Raw genomic sequence first — 18,265 nt, 5'->3', positions numbered from 1 at the left:
GGGCCCGCCGGCCCCGCCCACCGACGAGCGACCTGGACCCCTGCCTGATGACGACGCCACCGCTGCGCAAGGACGCCGCCCGCAACCGGGAGCGGATCGTCGCCGTCGCCCGCGACCTGGTCGACCAGGGCACCGCGCTGCACCTCAACGACGTCGCCCGCCGGGCCGGCGTCGGGGTCGCCACGGTCTACCGGCACTTCGCCACCCCCGAGGCCCTGCTGGAGACGGTCGCCGCCCCCTGCCTGGAGGACCTGGCCGCGCACGGCGAGCGGGCACTGGCCGACCCCGACCCCTGGCGCGCGCTGACCCACTTCCTGTCCCGCGTCGTCGAGGCCCAGCTCACCGACGCGGCCCTGCCCCCGGTCGCCGCCGCGGCCGAGGACGCCCTGCCGCCCACCACGCGGCTCAAGCAGGCCCTCGCCGCCACCGGCACCACGCTCCTGGACCGGGCCCGCGCGGCAGGAGCCGTCCGGACCGACCTGGCCGCCGCCGACCTGGTCCCCCTGATGTGCGGCATCGCGCACGCCGTGAGCGTCCACGGCGGCACGACCGGCGACCGGATCGCCACCGGCAACCGCTACCTCGCCACCCTGCTCGACGGCATGCGCCCCGTGCCGTCACGCGCCTGACACCGCCGCCGCACGGACCACCCGCCGCCGCAGGGACCACCCGCCGGGGCACGGGCCGCCCGCGGACAGCTGGTCGGACGCGGCCGGCCGGTCAGGTGCGGGCGGCGAGGGCGAGGGTGCGGCGGGCGGCGTGCACGACGGCCGCGTCCACGAAGCGGCCGTCGGCGAGCGCCTGGGCGCCCGGGCCCGCGCGACGGGCCGCGGCGACGATCTCCTCGGCCTCCTCGATCTCCCGCGGGCCGGGCAGGTACGCCCGCTCGACGACGGGAAGCTGGCGCGGATGGATCACCGCGCGGCCGAGGAACCCCAGCCCCCGCCCCCGGGCACAGCTGGCCGCCAGGCCGTCCAGGTCCCGGACGTCCGGGTACACCGACTGCGGGGGAGGCGCCAGGCCCGCCGCCCGCGCGGCCACCACCACCCGGGAGCGGCACCAGTCGAGCCCCGTGTCCTCCCGCACCCCGAGGTCCGCGCGGAGGTCCGCCTCGCCGAGGGAGACGCCGCCCACCGACGGGTCGGCGCGGGCGATGCGGAACGCCTCCTCGACGCCCAGCGCGCTCTCCAGCAGCGGGTAGAGCCGCAGCCCCGCCCGGCCCAGCGCGGTCGCCTGCCCGGCCACCCGCACCACCGTGTCCGGGGAGACGACCTTCGGCAGCCGCACCCCGCCGAGTCCCGAGCAGGGCAGCAGCGCCTTCAGGTCCGCCCGCCCCTCCGGCGAGGACGGATGGTTCACCCGGACGTGGACCGGGGCCGGCGGCGGCCCGGCCAGCAGCTCCGCCGTGGCCTCCCGCGCGTACTCCTTGCGGCCGGGCGCGACCGCGTCCTCCAGGTCGACGAGCACCACGTCCGCCGCCGCCCGCAGCGCCTTGGCGACCACCTCGGGCCGGTCGCCGGGCACGTACAGCCAGGTCAGCGGCGGCGCCTGGACGGTCCCGCTCACACGATCCCCTCCCGCCGCAGCGCCGCGATCTCCTCCGCGTCCAGCCCCGCCCCGGAGAGCACCTCCTCGGTGTCCGCCCCGTGCGGCCGCCCGGCCCAGCGGATCGCGCCGGGCGTGGCGGAGAGCCGGAACAGCACGTTCTGCATCCGCAGCTGCCCGAGCTCCGGGTCGTCCACGGTGGCGATGGTGCCCAGCGCCCGGTACTGCGGGTCCTCCATGACGTCCCGCACGTCCTGGACCGGCGCCACCGCGGCCTCGGCCTTCTCGAAGGCGTCCAGCACCTGCGACCGCTCGCGCCGCGCGATCCACGCCCCCACCGCCTCGTCGAGCACGTCGGCGTGGGCGGCCCGTCCGGCGCCGGTCGCGAACCACGGCTCCTCGGTCAGCTCCGGCCGCCCCACCAGCCGCATCACCCGCTCCGCGACCGACTGCGCGGAGGTGGAGACGGCCACCCAGGTGCCGTCGGCGGTCCGGTAGGTGTTGCGCGGGGCGTTGTTCTGCGAACGGTTCCCGGTGCGCGGCTGGACGTGGCCGAGCTGGTCGTACCAGAGCGGCTGCGGCCCCAGCACCGTCAGGATCGGCTCGATGATCGCCATGTCGACGACCTGCCCCTCGCCGGTGCGGTCCCGGGCGGCCAGCGCGGTCATCACCGCGTACGCGGTGGCCAGCGCCGCGATGGAGTCCGCGAGCCCGAACGGCGGCAGGGTCGGCGGCGCGTCCGGCTCGCCGGTGACCGCGGCGAAGCCGCTCATCGCCTCCGCGAGGGTGCCGAAGCCGGGACGGCGCGCGTAGGGGCCGAACTGCCCGAAACCGGTGACGCGGGCCAGCACCAGGCGCGGGTTGGCGGCGGACAGTTCCTCCCAGCCGAGCCCCCACCGCTCCAGGGTGCCGGGGCGGAAGTTCTCCACCACCACGTCGGCGTCCCGGGCCAGCCGCAGCAGCGTGTCCCGGCCGCGCGGCGCGGACAGGTCCAGGGTGATGTTCCGCTTGTTGCGGCCCAGCAGCTTCCACCACAGCCCGACGCCGTCCTTCGCGGGCCCGTGGCCGCGCGAGGGGTCGGGCTTCGACGGGTGCTCCACCTTGACCACGTCGGCCCCGAAGTCACCCAGCAGGGTGGCGGCGAGCGGCCCGGCGAACAGGGTGGCGAGGTCCAGCACCCGCAGTCCGGACAGCGGGGAAGGGGCGGTGTTCTCCTGAGGGTTCACGACGCGTACCGTGCCTCGATCTCGGAGCGGTAGGGCATCGAGGCGGACGCCCCCGGCCGCTGGACGGACAGGGAGGCCGCGGCGGCGGCCCAGCGCAGCGCCTGGGGCATCGGGCGCCGCTCGGCGAGGGCGACGGCCAGGGCGCCGGCGAAGGTGTCGCCCGCGCCGGTGGTGTCGACCGCCCGCACCCTCGGCGAGGGCACCAGCACCGGCTCGGCGCCGCGCACCGCCCACAGGCTGCCGGCCGCGCCGAGGGTGACCACCACCTCCGGCACCCGCCGCAGCAGCGCGAGCGCCGCCTCGTGCGGGTCGGCGACCCCGGCCAGCGCCGCGGCCTCGTGCTCGTTGGGCAGCAACAGGTCGACGTGGTCGAGGAGTTCCGGCGGCAGCGGCTGGACCGGCGCGGGGGTCAGGACGGTGCGCGTGCCGTGCGCGCGGGCCACCCGGGCGCCCGCCAGGACCGCGTCCGGCGGGATCTCCAACTGGAGCAGCAGCAGGTCGGCCCGGCGGATCACCTCCTCGTCGCGCGGGTCCAGCGAGGTGACGTGGGCGTTCGCGCCGGGCACGACGACGATGGCGTTGCCGCCCTCGTCGTCGACCACGATGTGCGCCGTCCCGGAGGGCACCTCGGCGGTGCGCAGCCGGTCCGTGAGCACCCCGGACGCCTCCAGGGCGGAGCGCAGCCGCAGGCCGAACGCGTCGTTGCCGACCGCTCCGACCATGGCGACGGCGGCGCCCGCGCGGGCGGCGGCCACCGCCTGGTTGGCGCCCTTGCCGCCGGGCGCGGTACGGAACTCCCGGCCGGTGACCGTCTCCCCGCGCTGCGGGGCCTTGGCGACGTAGGCGACGAGGTCCATGTTGGCGCTGCCGAGCACGACGACGTCGGCGGCGTTCCGGAGGGGGCTGACGTTGCTCATGGCCGGGCGCTCTCCAGGACGGTCCGGGCCGGCCGGGCCCGCTCCGGTCGCGGGCCCGGGGCGCAGAGGTGGGCGGTGGTGCGGCCGAGGGCGTCGAAGCCGACGCCGTCGAACCCGGTCACGGTGGTGCGCAGACGGTTCTTCAGCGGCGCGGTCCACCGCTCGGGCAGGGCGTCGGGGGAACCGGCCAGCAGCGCGGCGACGCCTCCGGCGGTGGCGCCGTTGGAGTCGGTGTCCCAGCCGCCGGAGACCACCCGGCACACGGAGCCGGTGAAGTCGCCGTCGGCGTGGGCGAGGGCGGCGGCGATCAGCGCGGTGTTGGGCACCGCGTGGACCCAGTGGTACCGGGCGTGCTCGGCGTGCAGGGCGTCCACCACCGGTTCGAACGCGGTGGCGTCACCGGCGTGCTCCCGGGCCAGCCGGACCGCGTGCCGCACCGCGCGGGCCAGCCGCGAACCGGGCGGGACGACGGCCAGCCCGGCGCGCAGGCAGCCGTGCACGTCGCTCCCGCCGCCCGCCGCGGCCGCGGTCACCGCGGCGGCGAACATGGCGGCGTGCACCCCGCCCGCGGTGTGGCTGAGGACGGCGTCGCGGTGCGCCTGCCCGGCGGCGGCGCCCGGATCACCGGGGTTGGTCCAGCCGTGCACGTCGGCCCGGATCAGCGCGCCGATCCACTCCCGGAACGGGTTGCGGTGGCGGGCGGTGTGCGGGGGCTCCACCCCGGAGAGCAGGTTGCGGTAGGCGACGCGCTCGGCGGTGAACAGGCGGCCGGCGGGCAGCTCGTCCAGCCAGAGGCGGGCCACGTCGTCGGTGGTGAACGACCGGCCGTGCCGGCGCAGCAGGACCAGGCCGAGCAGCGGGAAGTTGAGGTCGTCGTCCTCCGGCATGCCGTCGATGTTCTCGGCCAGCGAGGTGAGGGCCGAGCGCCGGTTCCACGGGAAGGCGGCGGCCAGGTCGGCGGGCAGCCCGCGGGCGGTGAACCAGGTGGCGAGCGGCCAGTTGCCGGTGGCGCGGGCGAGGGCGCGGATGCCCTCCAGGGGCAGCTTCTCCACCGGCTTGCCCAGCAGGCAGCCCACCGCGCGGCCCAGCCAGGCCGCCTCGTACCGGGCGGCCGAAGGGGGAGCCGGGGAGGGAGCGGGCGCGGGCCAGTCGGGGCAGAGCGCCTTGATCCGGTCCAGGTCGGTGGGCTCCGCCTCGGCCAACGGCGAAGCCAGTTCGGCGAGTTCGTCGAGCAGGTCCTCGGCGAGGGTGCGCAGGTAGCGGGAGACGGGCGCGGCGGAGGCGCCGGCGCGGTCCGGGGCGTCCGGGCCTCCGGCCGCGCGCCAGCGGGCGGCGACGGCGGCGACGGTGGCGGGGGAGCGGCCGTCCTGCACGGCCTGCCGCAGCTCGTGGCCGAGCAGGTCCTCGGGCTGCACCCAGGTCATCCGGAGCACGTGGCGCCTCCGATCGCGGTGAACGCCGCCTCGTGGGCGCGGCGGCGGGCGACGTCCCGGGCGAAGACCTCCCGCGCCACGGAGGCCAGGGCGCGGGCGGGACCGTCCAAATCGAGGCGACTGGCCTCCACGACCTGCCGGGTCCACTCCGCCGGGGGGCAGGAGCCCAGCGCCCCGGCGATCGCCCCGGCCATGGTGGCGATCGAGTCGCAGTCCCGGCCGTAGTTGACGGCGCCCAGCACCGCCTCCTCGTAGTCGCCGTCGGCCACCAGCAGCATGCCGAGGGCGACGGGCAGTTCCTCGATGGAGTGCAGCCGGGACGGGCGGCGGGCGCCGAGCGACGGCGCGCGGTAGTCCGGGCCGACCGTGTCGAACGGGGCCACCGCCGCGCGCAGCGGACCGAGGGCCGCCTCGAACCCGGAGTACCGGGAGGCCGTCTCGCAGACCGCCTCGATCGCCGCGCGGGTGCCGTCCTTGGCGAGGGCCAGGCAGGCGTCGACCACCGAACGGGGCGTCGCGTCGGGGGCGCAGGCCGCCGCGACCGCCGCCGCGAAGACGCCCGCGGCCTCCCGGCCGTAGGAGGACTGGTGGGCGCCCGCCACGTCCAGGGCCTCCGCGTAGGCGGTGGCCGGCCGGGCCGCGTCGACCAGGCCGACCGGCGTCATGTACATCGCGGCGCCGCAGTTGACGATGTTGCCCGAGCCCGCCTCGCGCGGGTCGACGTGACCGTAGTGGATGCGTGCCACCAGCCACTTCTCGGCGAGGAAGATCCGCTGCAACGGCAGGGCCTCGGCCTCCAGTTCGGGGATCCAGCGCAGCTCGCCCATCAGGTCGGGGACCAGGTGCTCGGCGACCGCGTAGGCGTCCAGGTGGTCGCGGACCTTCTCGTAGACGCGGATCAGGGCGTGGGTCATCAAGGTGTCGTCGGTGACGTGCCCGTCGCCCTTGTGGTACGGCGCGACGGGGCGCGCGGTGCGCCAGGCGTCGCCGTTCCAGGGGCCCACCACACCGCGCACGCGGCCGCCGTGGCGTTCCAGGATCTGCTCGGGGGAGTAGCCCTCGACCGGGCCGCCGAGGGCGTCGCCGACGGCGGCTCCGGCCAGCGCGGCGGCGACCATGTCGTCCAGGGACCGGGCGGCCGCGGGACGAGGGCGCCGCGGGTCGGGACCGGCCGCCGGGCGGGGGGACTCCTGGTCGTGGAACGATCCTTCGCGTGGCCTTTCGGGCGTGATGTGCGTCATGCCGGAATCATCCTCCGCCGGACGGGGGACGCCCGGCTTCCAGACGTTCGGCGAGTTCCAGCAGGTCCGTCCCGGACAGGCGGGGCAGCACGCAGCCGGAGAGGCCGCGGCACGCCTGGCGCCAGGGACCGGGGACGGCCGCGAGCCCGCCCAGCGCGCCGGTGAGCGCGCCGGTGAGGGCGGGCGCGGAGTCGGCCACCCGGGACAGGCAGGCGGCCGCCGGCACCGCCTCGGCGACCCGCCCGCCGGACGCCAGGGCCAGGGCGAGCGCCACCGGCACGGTCTCCGCCGCGGCGATCCCGTAGCTGTACACGTGGTCCACGATCTGGTGCTCCAGCAGCGGTACCAGGGCGAACGCGCCCTCCGCGGCGTTCTCGCGCGCCAGGTGCAGGGCGTGCCGGGCGTTGCGGCCGGCCTCCGAGGAGCCGGGCAGCTCGCCCAGCGCGGTCTCCACGCACTCCTCCACACCGGCGCCCGCCAGGGCGAGGGAGACGGCGGCGGCCATGGCGCGGGCGCCGTGCACGCCGTCGCCGTCCTGGGAGTAGCGGGCGTCGAACTCGGCGAGTTCCGCGGCGGCGCGAGGATCACCCGGATGGGCGACGGCCAGCACGCACGCGCGTACACAGGCCGCGTCGTCGAAGTAGTGCGGGTTGTCGTGGCCGGTGGCGGGCGGGCGCAGGCCGGTGGCCAGGTTGCCGAGGCCCGCGCGGACCGAGATGCGGGCGCGCAGCGGGACGGCGGCGGACTCCACCTCGGGCGCGGCACGGGCCGCCTGGGCCACCTCCTCGGCGACGGCGCTCCACGCCAGGTCGACGGCGGCGCGGATCCGGCGGTCCCGGGCGAGGTCGGCGAGGAGGGCGTCGTCGCCCGCGCGCAGCAGGGCCTGCGCGGTCCAGGCCGCCCACTCGGCGTCGTCCGAGGGGCCGAGGCGCAGCGGGTCGGGCGGCTGGTTCAGGGCGATCGGCACGGGGAGGGTGGTGGTGGCGTTCTGCTCGGCGAAGGTGTCCAGCTCGCGGGTGAGCCGCCGCGTCCACTCCGGCATCCGCGCCGCCCGGTGCCGCGCCGCGGGCCATCCCGCCGCGTCCCCCGCGGCGAGGCCCAGCAGCATCCCCGCCACCCGCCGCGGCCCGGGGCGCGCGGCGGGCTGCGTGTCCACGCGGGGGGCCGCGCGGGTCCCTCCGCGGGGGGCGGGGTCACCGGTGTGCGCGCGGAGGGCGCGGGCGGCGGTGCCGGCCGCGTGGTTCGGGGCCCCGGTGCCGAGGCTGGTGCCGGTGGCGGGGCTGGTGGCGGTGCCCTGGCCTGCGCCTGCGCCTGCGCCCGTTCCGGTGCCGGTGCCTGTTCCGGTGCCGGTGCCGATGCCAGTTGCAGTGCCTGGGCCTGGGCCTGGGCCTGGGCCGGTGGCGATGCCTGTGTCTGTGCCGTTGGCCAGGTTGGTGGCGAGGGCCGTGCCGGGGGCGGCGGCGGGACCTGGACCGTTGTCCGTGCCGAGGTCGACGGTGGTGGCGAGGCGGGTGGTGGGGTCCGCGCCCGTGCCGAGGCCGGTGGTGGTTGCGGGGCCTGGACCGGTGTCTGTGCCGCGGTCGGCGGCAGGGTCCGTGCCGGTCCCGGTGCTGGTGCTGCTGGCGGCGGCGGGGTCCGCGCTGCCGCTGGCGCCGGTGGCGAGGCCGGTGGTGGGGACCGTGCCAGTGCCCAGGTCGGTGCCGGGGACCGTGCCGGCGGTCGTGGCGGTGCCGGGGAGCGTGCCGGTGGTCGTGGCGGGGGCCGTGGCGGTTGTGGGAGCCGGACCCGCGTCCGGGCCGAGGGGGGCGGCCCGGCCCCCGGCGTCCGTGGGGCCGGGCGGGGGCGTGGCCGCCGTGCCGAGGGGTGGGGTGGGAGGGGCCGGGGCGGCGGGGTCGGGGGTCATGCGGCTTCCCTGGTGCGGGTGAGGAGGTCGGCGATGTCGAGGACGTGGCGCCCCGCCATGGCCGGCAGGCAACTGCCGCGGACGGGGCCGATGGGGGCCGCCCACTCGTCGGGGATGGCGGACACCCCGGACGTCGCGCCGGCCAGGGCGCCCGCGACCGCGGCCGTGGTGTCGGCGTCGCGGCCCATGTTCACGGCGGTCAGCACCGCCTCCCGGAAGTCGCCGTCGGCCGCCGCGTACGCGCCGAAGGCCAGGGCCACCGCCTCCGGCGCGAGGTCGGTCCACGGGTAGCCGGCCACCACCACCGCGGAGCGCACCGCCCGCTCCCCGCGGTGCGCGACCGCCACCGCGCGGCGCAGCGACCGGGCGGTCCAGGAGTCGTCGGGGATCACCGCGAGCGCCGAGGCGACGACCGCCACCGTGGGGGCCCCGGTCATCGCCGCGGCCACCCCCGCGGCCACCGCCTGGCCCCCGTAGATGCCCTCCCCGTCGTGACTGACCGAGCCGTCCACCGCGACCAGCCGGGCCGCCTCCGCGGGGCGCCCCGCCGCGAACACCCCGAACGGCGCGGCCCGCATCGCCAGCCCGTCGCTCCAGGCGTGCCGGTGCTGGGCGGAGATCGGCGCGGCCAGCCCGCGGCGCAGGTTCTCCAGCGTCCCGCGCTCGCTGAACCCCGCCCCCTTGAACGGCCCCTCGTCGCGGTCGGCGATCCACTCGTGCCAGGCGGCCTCGACGTCGGCGGCGGTGAGACCGCCACCGTGCCGGGCCAGCAGCAGGCCGGAGAAGACGGCGTACTCGGTGTCGTCGGTTCCCGCGGGCTCGTCCTGGACGTAGCCGGTGATGCGGCCCCAGCGCGCCCGGATCTCCGAGGGCCGCAGGTTCTCCGCGGGCGCTCCGAGCGCGTCCCCCACGGCCAGGCCCAGCAGCGCTCCGCGCGCCCGCTCGCGCAGGTCCGGTGTGACGACGTCCGCCATGCGCGCCTCCTGACGGGAGGGGTCCCTTGTGAGGATCTCTGCCACGCCACCGCCCCGTACGACCCTCGGACACGCCGACGTCACCCGGACGACATGTGTGCGAACTCCTCATCGGATGAGCGAGAACGGTAAAAGCGCAGGTGAGGGCAGCCTTCCCTTGCTGGCGCCGTTCGAGTGAAAGGCGTAGCTTGGGGAACGTCGAAAAGTAGACCCAGTCCAAACTGGCCGCGCGGTCGACGCTTTCCGCGCACCCGGTCCGACCCCGAGCGGGAGACATGGCTGTTCTCGAGATCCAGGCGCCGCTGCACGAGGCGCACCGCGACAACCACACCCACCGTGACGTCAACGGCGGCTGGCTGCGCCCCGCCGTCTTCGGCGCGATGGACGGCCTGGTGTCCAACCTGGCACTGATGACCGGCGTCGCCGGAGGCGCCGCGTCCAGCAGCGCCGTGGTGATCGCCGGACTCGCGGGACTGGCCGCCGGAGCCTGCTCCATGGCGGCCGGCGAGTACACCTCCGTCGCCTCCCAGCGCGAACTGGTCGAGGCCGAACTCGACGTGGAGCGCCGCCAGCTGACCCGGCACCCGCAGGCCGAGGAGGCGGAACTCGCCGCCCTCTACGAGGCGCGCGGCGTGGACGCGGCCACCGCCCGCGAGGTCGCCCGCCAGCTCTCCCGCGACCCGGAGCGGGCGCTGGAGATCCACGCCCGCGAGGAACTCGGCATCGACCCCGGCGACCTGCCCTCCCCGAAGGTCGCCGCGGTCTCCTCCTTCGGCTCCTTCGCCCTCGGCGCGCTGCTCCCCGTGCTGCCCTACCTGCTGGGCGCGACCACCCTGTGGCCCGCCGTGGTCCTCGCGCTGGTGGGCCTGTTCCTCTGCGGCGCGGTGGTCGCCCGGGTCACCGCCCGTACCTGGTGGTTCAGCGGACTGCGCCAGCTCGTCCTCGGCGGCGCCGCGGCCGGCGTCACCTACCTCCTGGGCAGCCTCATCGGCACCGCGATCGGCTGACGCGCCAAGCGCCAAGCCCCACGCGTCGCGCACCACGCGGCCGAGCGCCCGGCGCCCCGGCGTTCCCCACGGCCGCCTCCGGACACCCGGGGCGGCCGTGGCGCGTACGTGCCGTCCATGTGACGCGCAAGAGTCCGGCGCAGGTCAACACGGTTTCAGCGGTGTGACATTCGTCCCCGCGACGCATCCGGAGGACGGCCTTATGATGAACGTCGCTCAGATGTGTGAGGGGCCGCACACCGAGTGGCCGCCCCCTGGTTTCGGTCACGGACCGACGGGGCATGAGCCGGGACGCGCCGGGCAAGGACGCCCGCGGCGCGCATCTCCTGCACGGGCGACGAGGCCCGCCACCCAGGAAAACGTCAGGACACCTTCCCTGACACCTCTCCCGCATGCCCGCCGCCACCCCGGCGGACGCACGACCCGGCCACGGCCCTCGCGTCCGCATGCTGGAACGGAGTATCCAATTTCCGGTATCCGTTTCACTATGTAACGCGCGAGTATCTTGCCCCACCGCAGCAGAGGGCCAACGTCGTCCCTCGGCACCGTGCCCCCAGAGCCCCAGAGCCTGGGAGGACCTTTTCAGCCACATGACGACGACGGGAGAGCCGATGCGTACGCCGCGCCAGCCGTCCCAGCACTCCACGAACGGCCGCAACTGGTCGTACATGGATGCTCGCCCTGCCGCCCAGGGCCTCTACGACCCGCGCGACGAGCACGACGCCTGTGGCGTCGGCTTCGTCGCCACCCTCACCGGCGAGGCGAGCCACACGCTGGTCGACCAGGCACTCACCGTGCTCCGCAACCTCGAGCACCGCGGCGCCACCGGCTCCGAGCCCGACTCCGGCGACGGCGCCGGCATCCTCTCCCAGGTCCCCGACGCCTTCCTCCGCGAGGTCACCGCCTTCGACCTCCCGGAGGCCGGCCACTACGCCGTCGGCATCGCCTTCCTCCCGCAGGACGGCACCGACGAGGCCGCCGCCCGCATCGACGCCATCGCCGCCGAGGAGAACCTCACCGTCCTCGGCTGGCGCGACGTCCCGGTCGCCCCCGACCTGCTCGGCGCGACCGCCCGGTCCACCATGCCCGCCTTCCGGCAGCTCTTCGTGGCCGACGGCGCCTCCACCGGCATCGACCTCGACCGCAAGGCGTTCGTGCTGCGCAAGCGCGCCGAGCGCGAGCTGGGCGTCTACTTCCCGTCGCTGTCGGCCCGCACCATCGTCTACAAGGGCATGCTGACCACCGGGCAGCTCGAGCCCTTCTTCCCGGACCTCTCCGACCGCCGCTTCGCCTCGGCGATCGCCCTGGTGCACTCCCGGTTCTCCACCAACACGTTCCCGAGCTGGCCGCTCGCGCACCCCTACCGGTTCATCGCCCACAACGGCGAGATCAACACCGTCAAGGGCAACCGGAACTGGATGAAGGCCCGCGAGTCCCAGCTCGTCTCCGAACTCTTCGGCGAGGAGAAGCTGGAGCGGATCTTCCCGGTCTGCACCCCCGACGCCTCCGACTCCGCCTCCTTCGACGAGGTCCTGGAACTCCTGCACCTCGGCGGCCGCTCGCTGCCGCACAGCGTGCTGATGATGATCCCGGAGGCGTGGGAGAACCACCCCACCATGGACCCGGCCCGCCGGGCGTTCTACCAGTACCACGCGGCCATGATGGAGCCCTGGGACGGCCCCGCCTGCGTCACCTTCACCGACGGCACGCAGGTCGGCGCGGTCCTCGACCGCAACGGACTGCGCCCGGGCCGCTACTGGATCACCGACGACGGCCTGGTCGTCCTCGGCTCCGAGGTGGGCGTCCTCGACATCGCCCCCGAGAAGGTCGTCCGCAAGGGCCGCCTGCAGCCCGGCCGGATGTTCCTGGTGGACACCGCCGAGGGCCGCGTCATCGAGGACGACGAGATCAAGCACGCCCTCGCCACCGAGCACCCCTACCAGGAGTGGCTCCAGGCCGCCGAGATCGAACTCGAGGACCTCCCCGAGCGCGAGCACATCGTGCACACCCACGCCTCGGTCACCCGCCGCCAGCAGACCTTCGGCTACACCGAGGAAGAACTCCGCGTCATCCTCGCCCCCATGGCGAAGGCCGGCGCCGAGCCCATCGGCTCCATGGGCACCGACACGCCCATCGCCGCCCTCTCGCAGCGCCCCCGCCTGCTCTTCGACTACTTCACCCAGCTCTTCGCGCAGGTCACCAACCCGCCGCTGGACGCCATCCGCGAGGAGCTCGTCACCTCGCTGCGCTCCCCGCTCGGCCCCTCCGGCAACCTGCTGGAGCCCACCGCGGAGTCCTGCCGCAGCGTCGTCCTGCCCTTCCCGGTCATCGACAACGACGAGCTGGCCAAGCTCATCCACATCAACGCCGACGGCGACATGCCCGGCATGAAGGCGGCCACCCTCTCCGGCCTCTACCGGGTCTCCGGCGGCGGCGCGGCCCTCGCCGCCCGCCTCGACGAGATCTGCGCCGAGGCCGACGCCGCCATCGCCGGCGGCGCCCGCCTGATCGTCCTCTCCGACCGGCACTCCGACGCCGAGCAGGCGCCGATCCCGTCGCTGCTGCTCACCGCGGCCGTCCACCACCACCTCATCCGCACCAAGCAGCGCACCCAGGTGGGCCTGCTGGTCGAGGCCGGCGACGTCCGCGAGGTCCACCACGTCGCCCTGCTCATCGGCTACGGCGCCGCCGCGGTCAACCCGTACCTGGCCATGGAGTCCGTCGAGGACCTGGTCCGGGCCGGCACCTTCCTCACGGACATCGAGGCCGAGCAGGCCATCCGCAACCTGATCCACGCCCTCGGCAAGGGCGTCCTCAAGGTCATGTCCAAGATGGGCATCTCCACCGTCGCCTCCTACCGCGGCGCGCAGGTCTTCGAGGCCGTCGGCCTCGACGAGGAGTTCGTCGGCCGCTACTTCGACGGCACCGCCACCAAGATCGGCGGCGTCGGCATCGACGTCGTCGCCCAGGAGGTCGCCGCCCGCCACGCCAAGGCCTACCCGGTCACCGGCATCGCGGCCGCCCACCGCGCGCTCGACATCGGCGGCGAGTACCAGTGGCGCCGCGAGGGCGAGCCGCACCTGTTCGACCCGGAGACCGTCTTCCGTCTCCAGCACTCCACGAAGACCGGCCGCTACGACGTCTTCAAGAAGTACACCGACCGCGTCAACGAGCAGTCCGAGCGCCTGATGACGCTCCGCGGCCTCTTCGGCTTCAAGAGCGACCGCCCCGCCGTCCCCGTGGACGAGGTCGAGCCGGTCTCCGAGATCGTCAAGCGCTTCTCCACCGGCGCCATGTCGTACGGCTCCATCTCCCAGGAGGCGCACGAGACCCTCGCCATCGCCATGAACCAGCTGGGCGCCAAGTCCAACACCGGTGAGGGCGGCGAGGACCCGGACCGCCTCTACGACCCGGCGCGCCGCTCGGCGATCAAGCAGGTCGCCTCCGGCCGCTTCGGCGTCACCAGCGAGTACCTGGTCAACGCCGACGACATCCAGATCAAGATGGCCCAGGGCGCCAAGCCCGGCGAGGGCGGCCAGCTGCCCGGCCACAAGGTCTACCCGTGGGTGGCGAAGACCCGGCACTCCACGCCGGGCGTGGGGCTCATCTCCCCGCCGCCGCACCACGACATCTACTCCATCGAGGACCTCGCCCAGCTCATCCACGACCTGAAGAACGCCAACCCCAAGGCCCGCATCCACGTGAAGCTGGTCTCCGAGGTCGGCGTCGGCACGGTCGCGGCGGGCGTCTCCAAGGCCCACGCCGACGTCGTGCTGATCTCCGGCCACGACGGCGGCACCGGCGCCTCCCCGCTGACCTCGCTCAAGCACGCGGGCGGCCCCTGGGAGCTCGGCCTCGCCGAGACCCAGCAGACCCTGCTGCTCAACGGCCTGCGCGACCGCATCGTCGTGCAGACCGACGGCCAGCTGAAGACCGGCCGCGACGTGATCATCGCCGCGCTGCTCGGCGCCGAGGAGTTCGGCTTCGCCACCGCCCCGCTGGTCGTCGCCGGCTGCGTCATGATGCGCGTCTGCCACCTCGACACCTGCCCGGTCGGCATCGCCACCCAGAACCCCGTCCTGCGCGACCGGTTCACCGGCAAGGCCGAGCACATCGTCAACTTCTTCACCTTCATCGCCGAAGAGGTCCGCGAACTCCTCGCCGAGCTCGGCTTCCGCTCCATCGACGAGGCCGTCGGCCACGCCGAGGTCCTCGACGTCACCCGCGCCGTCGACCACTGGAAGGCCCAGGGCCTCGACCTCGCGCCGCTCCTCCACGTGCCCGAGCTGCCCGAGGGCGCCGTCCGCCACCAGGTGATCGCCCAGGACCACGGCCTGGAGAAGGCGCTCGACAACGAGCTGATCAAGCTCGCCGCCGACGCCCTCGCCGTCAACGACGCCGGCGACGTCCGGCCCGTGCGCGCCCAGGTCCCGGTCCGCAACATCAACCGGACCGTCGGCACCATGCTCGGCCACGAGGTCACCAAGAAGTTCGGCGGCGCCGGCCTGCCCGACGACACCATCGACATCACCTTCACCGGCTCCGCCGGCCAGTCCTTCGGCGCCTTCGTCCCCCGCGGCATCACGCTGCGCCTCGAGGGCGACGCCAACGACTACGTCGGCAAGGGCCTCTCCGGCGGCCGCCTGATCGTCCGCCCGGACCGCGGCGCCAACCACCTCGCGGAGAACTCCGTCATCGCCGGCAACACCGTCGCCTACGGCGCCACCGGCGGCGAGCTGTTCCTGCGCGGCGCCACCGGCGAGCGGTTCTGCGTCCGCAACTCCGGCGCGCTGGTCGTCTCCGAGGGCGTGGGCGACCACGGCTGCGAGTACATGACCGGCGGCCAGGCGGTCGTCCTCGGCCCGACCGGCCGCAACTTCGCGGCCGGCATGTCCGGCGGCACCGCCTTCGTCCTCGACCTCGACCTCGGGTACGTCAACGCCGGCAACCACGGCGCCGTCGAGGCCCTCGACGACACCGACCGCGCCTGGCTGCACGACGTCGTGCGCCGCCACCAGGAGGAGACCGGCTCCACCGTCGCCGAGAAGCTCCTGGCCGACTGGGACAACGCCGTCCAGAGGTTCAGCAAGATCATCCCCAGCACGTACAAGGCAGTGCTCGCCGCCAAGGACGCCGCCGAGCGAGCCGGACTCGACGAGTCCGCGATCACCGAGAAGATGATGGAGGCGGCGACCAATGGCTGATCCCAAGGGCTTTCTCAACCACGGGCGCGAGGTCGCCAGGACCCGGCCGGTCGAGGAGCGGCTCAAGGACTGGAACGAGGTCTACGTTCCCGGCTCCCTGCTGCCGATCGTCAGCAAGCAGGCCAGCCGCTGCATGGACTGCGGCATCCCCTTCTGCCACAACGGCTGCCCGCTCGGGAACCTGATCCCCGAGTGGAACGACTACGCCTACCGGGAGGACTGGCAGGCCGCCTCCGAGCGGCTGCACGCCACCAACAACTTCCCGGAGTTCACCGGACGCCTCTGCCCGGCGCCCTGCGAGTCGGCGTGCGTCCTCGGCATCAGCCAGCCGCCGGTCACCATCAAGAACGTCGAGGTCTCCATCATCGACCAGGCCTGGGACAGCGGCGACGTCCGCCCCCAGGCCCCGGAACGGCTCTCCGGCAAGACCGTCGCCGTGATCGGCTCCGGCCCGGCCGGCCTGGCCGCCGCCCAGCAGCTCACCCGCGCCGGCCACACCGTCGCCGTCTTCGAGCGCGCGGACCGCATCGGAGGCCTCCTCCGCTACGGCATCCCCGAGTTCAAGATGGAGAAGCGGCACATCAACCGCCGCATCGAGCAGATGCGCGCCGAGGGCACCAAGTTCCGCACCGGCGTGGAGATCGGCCGCGACCTCGACGCCGACAGCCTGCGCAAGCGCTACGACGCCGTGGTCCTCGCCGTCGGCGCCACCACGCCCCGCGACCTGCCCGTCCCCGGCCGCGAGCTCAAGGGCATCCACCAGGCGATGGAGTACCTGCCGCTCGCCAACAAGGTGCAGGAGGGCGACTACGTCGCCCCGCCGATCACCGCCGCGGGCAAGCACGTCGTCGTCATCGGCGGCGGCGACACCGGCGCGGACTGCGTCGGCACCGCCCACCGCCAGGGCGCGGCCTCCGTCACCCAGCTGGAGATCATGCCCCGCCCCAACGACGACCGGGACCCGGTCGGCCAGCCCTGGCCGACCTTCCCGATGCTGTACAAGGTGACCTCCGCGCACGAGGAAGGCGGCGAGCGGGTCTACTCCGTCTCCACCACCCACTTCGAGGGCGACGAGGACGGCAACGTCCAGTGGCTGCACCTCACCGAGGTCTCCTTCGTCGACGGCAAGCTCACCCCGAAGCCGGGCACCGAGCGGAAGATCCCCGCCCAGCTCGTCACCCTCGCGATGGGCTTCACCGGCACCGACCGCGAGAACGGCCTGGTCGAGCAGCTCGGCCTGGAACTCGACGCGCGCGGCAACATCGCCCGCGACAAGAACTTCCAGACCAACGTCCCCGGCGTGTTCGTCGCCGGCGACGCGGGCCGCGGCCAGTCCCTGATCGTCTGGGCCATCGCCGAGGGCCGCAGCGCCGCCCGCGGCGTGGACCGGCACCTCACCGGCACCAGCACCCTCCCGGCCCCGATCCTCCCGGACGACCGCGCCCTGGTCGCCTGACCGGATCGACCCGAACCGGCCCCTCCCCGGCCCGGCGCGCCGGCCCGGACCGACGGGCCCGGTTCACCCTCCGCCCCGCTCCCCGCACCCGGGGAGCGGGGCGGAGCCGTTCCCCGAACGGGCCGACGCCGTCGTCCCGTACCCTTCCCGGCAGGGAGCGCCCCGGCCGGTGGCGGCGCCGGGGGAGAGGAGCGGCGGCATGCCCGCGATCAGCCTGACCAAGGTCGAGCGGACCGCGCCCGCGCTGGTGAACCTGTACAAGACCGCCGGGCGGACGGTCGCCCGCCACGGGCTGGAGGGCGAACGCGCCGCCGTGTACCTGGTCGTCGACCACAGCGGCTCGATGAAGCCCTACTACAGGCACGGCAGCGTCCAGGCCCTCGCCGACCGCGTCCTCTCCCTCGCCGCCCACTTCGACGACGACGGCATCGTCCCCACCGTCTTCTTCTCCACCGAGGTCGACGCGGTCACCGAGATCGAACTCGCCCGCCACCACGGCGCGATCGAGCGCATCCTCGCCGGACTCGGCCACATGGGGAAGACCAGCTACCACCTCGCCATGGACGCCGTCATCGACCACCACCTCGACAGCGGCGCCACCGTTCCCGCCCTGGTCGTCTTCCAGACCGACGGCGGCCCCATCAGCCGCCCCGCCGCCGAACGCTACGTCTGCAAGGCGGCGAAACTGCCCCTGTTCTGGCAGTTCGTGGGCTTCGGCGACCCGCACAGCAAGCAGTTCGACTTCCTGCGGAAGCTGGACGAACTCGACGTCCCCGGCAAACGCGTCGTCGACAACGCCGGCTTCTTCCACGCCGGCCAGGACCCGCTCGCGCTCTCCGACGAGGACCTCTACGAGCGCCTCGTCGGCGAGTTCCCCGCCTGGCTGCGCGCCGCCCGCGCCCGGGGCATCGTGCGCTGACCGCGCGTCCGCGAACCCGGCCGCCGGAGCGGGACTTGGCGGGAAGCGTGTCCGACCCCCGCAGTAGTGTTCGGGCGTCGCATCGACCGTGAGGACCGAGCCGCGTTGACCGAGCTGTCTGCCTTCCCCCTGCCCTTCTCCGCGAACCTGTACTTCCGCAGGCCCCGAACCCTGCGGGAGCTCCAGATGATGGAGTGCAGCGCCCACATCCGTTCGAAGCCCGAGTGGCACGTCAAGATGCACGACCCCGAGGTCGTCGCCCGCTGGACGCGTGAGGCCGTCCAGCAGGGCATGACCGAGGCGCAGACCCGGTACGTCCTCGCCGAACTCGCCCGGTACGCCGCACTGCGCGACGCGGCGACCGGCATCGAGGTGTCCGCCGTGGACGGCGTGTGGCACTCGGACACCCTCGTCGACGACGGGCTCCGGACCAGGCTGCG

At 74.8% G+C, this 18,265-nt stretch carries 12 protein-coding genes and 1 pseudogene; 6 read left to right on the top strand and 7 right to left on the bottom strand.

The genetic code is table 11. The annotated features are described in order from the left end of the window. The first annotated feature begins 47 nt into the window (after window positions 1–47). Window positions 48–629 carry a TetR/AcrR family transcriptional regulator gene (locus ABZ836_RS02610; RefSeq protein ID WP_361138590.1) on the top strand — a complete coding sequence of 194 codons (582 nt, stop codon included), beginning with the start codon at window positions 48–50 and terminating at the stop codon, window positions 627–629. Between the two features lie 91 nt (window positions 630–720). On the opposite strand, the gene ABZ836_RS02605 is transcribed toward ABZ836_RS02610, so the two are convergent. From ABZ836_RS02605 to ABZ836_RS02575, 7 genes are all read right to left on the bottom strand, one after another. Further along, window positions 721–1,566, bottom strand: a complete 846-nt coding sequence (locus ABZ836_RS02605) for a CoA ester lyase (RefSeq protein WP_361138587.1) — start codon at window positions 1,564–1,566, stop codon at window positions 721–723. Continuing rightward, window positions 1,563–2,771, bottom strand: a complete 1,209-nt coding sequence (locus ABZ836_RS02600; RefSeq protein WP_361138584.1) for a CoA transferase — start codon at window positions 2,769–2,771, stop codon at window positions 1,563–1,565. The genes ABZ836_RS02605 and ABZ836_RS02600 overlap by 4 nt, the downstream gene beginning before the upstream one ends. Next, window positions 2,768–3,688, bottom strand: coding sequence for a ribokinase (rbsK, locus tag ABZ836_RS02595; protein WP_356130918.1), 921 nt, complete (start codon window positions 3,686–3,688; stop codon window positions 2,768–2,770). Before rbsK ends, ABZ836_RS02600 begins: the two co-directional genes overlap by 4 nt. Continuing rightward, a complete protein-coding gene (locus ABZ836_RS02590; protein WP_361138581.1) occupies window positions 3,685–5,121 on the bottom strand; it encodes an ADP-ribosylglycohydrolase family protein in 1,437 nt (478 codons plus the stop codon). Before ABZ836_RS02590 ends, rbsK begins: the two co-directional genes overlap by 4 nt. Then, window positions 5,109–6,239, bottom strand: coding sequence for an ADP-ribosylglycohydrolase family protein (locus tag ABZ836_RS02585; RefSeq protein ID WP_356131125.1), 1,131 nt, complete (start codon window positions 6,237–6,239; stop codon window positions 5,109–5,111). Before ABZ836_RS02585 ends, ABZ836_RS02590 begins: the two co-directional genes overlap by 13 nt. Window positions 6,240–6,369: 130 nt before the next feature. Next, window positions 6,370–7,470, bottom strand: coding sequence for an ADP-ribosylglycohydrolase family protein (locus tag ABZ836_RS02580; protein ID WP_361139309.1), 1,101 nt, complete (start codon window positions 7,468–7,470; stop codon window positions 6,370–6,372). A 791-nt stretch (window positions 7,471–8,261) separates the two neighbouring features. Then, window positions 8,262–9,239 carry an ADP-ribosylglycohydrolase family protein gene (locus ABZ836_RS02575; protein WP_361138578.1) on the bottom strand — a complete coding sequence of 326 codons (978 nt, stop codon included), beginning with the start codon at window positions 9,237–9,239 and terminating at the stop codon, window positions 8,262–8,264. 275 nt (window positions 9,240–9,514) lie between these two features. Between ABZ836_RS02575 and ABZ836_RS02570 the strand changes: the two genes are divergently transcribed. The 5 genes and pseudogenes from ABZ836_RS02570 to ABZ836_RS02550 form a co-directional block, all read left to right on the top strand. Then, entirely contained in the window at window positions 9,515–10,246 is a 732-nt protein-coding gene (locus ABZ836_RS02570; RefSeq protein ID WP_361138575.1) for a VIT1/CCC1 transporter family protein, read from the top strand. Window positions 10,247–10,857: 611 nt separating this feature from the next. Further along, a complete protein-coding gene (gene gltB, locus ABZ836_RS02565) occupies window positions 10,858–15,450 on the top strand; it encodes a glutamate synthase large subunit (protein WP_356131129.1) in 4,593 nt (1,530 codons plus the stop codon). Further along, entirely contained in the window at window positions 15,443–16,906 is a 1,464-nt protein-coding gene (locus tag ABZ836_RS02560) for a glutamate synthase subunit beta (RefSeq protein WP_356130926.1), read from the top strand. The genes gltB and ABZ836_RS02560 overlap by 8 nt, the downstream gene beginning before the upstream one ends. Window positions 16,907–17,105: 199 nt before the next feature. After that, a complete protein-coding gene (locus ABZ836_RS02555) occupies window positions 17,106–17,825 on the top strand; it encodes a VWA domain-containing protein (protein WP_361138572.1) in 720 nt (239 codons plus the stop codon). Window positions 17,826–17,930: 105 nt separating this feature from the next. Beyond that, window positions 17,931–18,265 (top strand): annotated as a pseudogene (locus ABZ836_RS02550) (DUF4246 domain-containing protein); the annotation flags it as partial.

Source organism: Streptomyces sp. NPDC047130, from assembly GCF_040643475.1.
In the GTDB taxonomy this organism is placed as follows: Bacteria; Actinomycetota; Actinomycetes; order Streptomycetales; family Streptomycetaceae; genus Streptomyces.
Note: the sequence above shows the minus strand (reverse complement) of the source record. Positions and strands in the feature narration are given on the sequence as shown.

What these genes read in the sequence shown, in the direction of transcription:
- ABZ836_RS02610 (WP_361138590.1), top strand. Translation starts at nt 48, where the DNA reads ATGACGACGCCACCGCTGCGCAAGGACGCCGCCCGCAACCGGGAGCGG.
- rbsK (WP_356130918.1), bottom strand. Translation starts at nt 3,688, where the DNA reads ATGAGCAACGTCAGCCCCCTCCGGAACGCCGCCGACGTCGTCGTGCTC.
- ABZ836_RS02585 (WP_356131125.1), bottom strand. Translation starts at nt 6,239, where the DNA reads ATGGTCGCCGCCGCGCTGGCCGGAGCCGCCGTCGGCGACGCCCTCGGC.
- ABZ836_RS02580 (WP_361139309.1), bottom strand. Translation starts at nt 7,470, where the DNA reads ATGCTGCTGGGCCTCGCCGCGGGGGACGCGGCGGGATGGCCCGCGGCG.
- ABZ836_RS02575 (WP_361138578.1), bottom strand. Translation starts at nt 9,239, where the DNA reads ATGGCGGACGTCGTCACACCGGACCTGCGCGAGCGGGCGCGCGGAGCG.
- ABZ836_RS02570 (WP_361138575.1), top strand. Translation starts at nt 9,515, where the DNA reads ATGGCTGTTCTCGAGATCCAGGCGCCGCTGCACGAGGCGCACCGCGAC.
- gltB (WP_356131129.1), top strand. Translation starts at nt 10,858, where the DNA reads ATGCGTACGCCGCGCCAGCCGTCCCAGCACTCCACGAACGGCCGCAAC.
- ABZ836_RS02560 (WP_356130926.1), top strand. Translation starts at nt 15,443, where the DNA reads ATGGCTGATCCCAAGGGCTTTCTCAACCACGGGCGCGAGGTCGCCAGG.
- ABZ836_RS02555 (WP_361138572.1), top strand. Translation starts at nt 17,106, where the DNA reads ATGCCCGCGATCAGCCTGACCAAGGTCGAGCGGACCGCGCCCGCGCTG.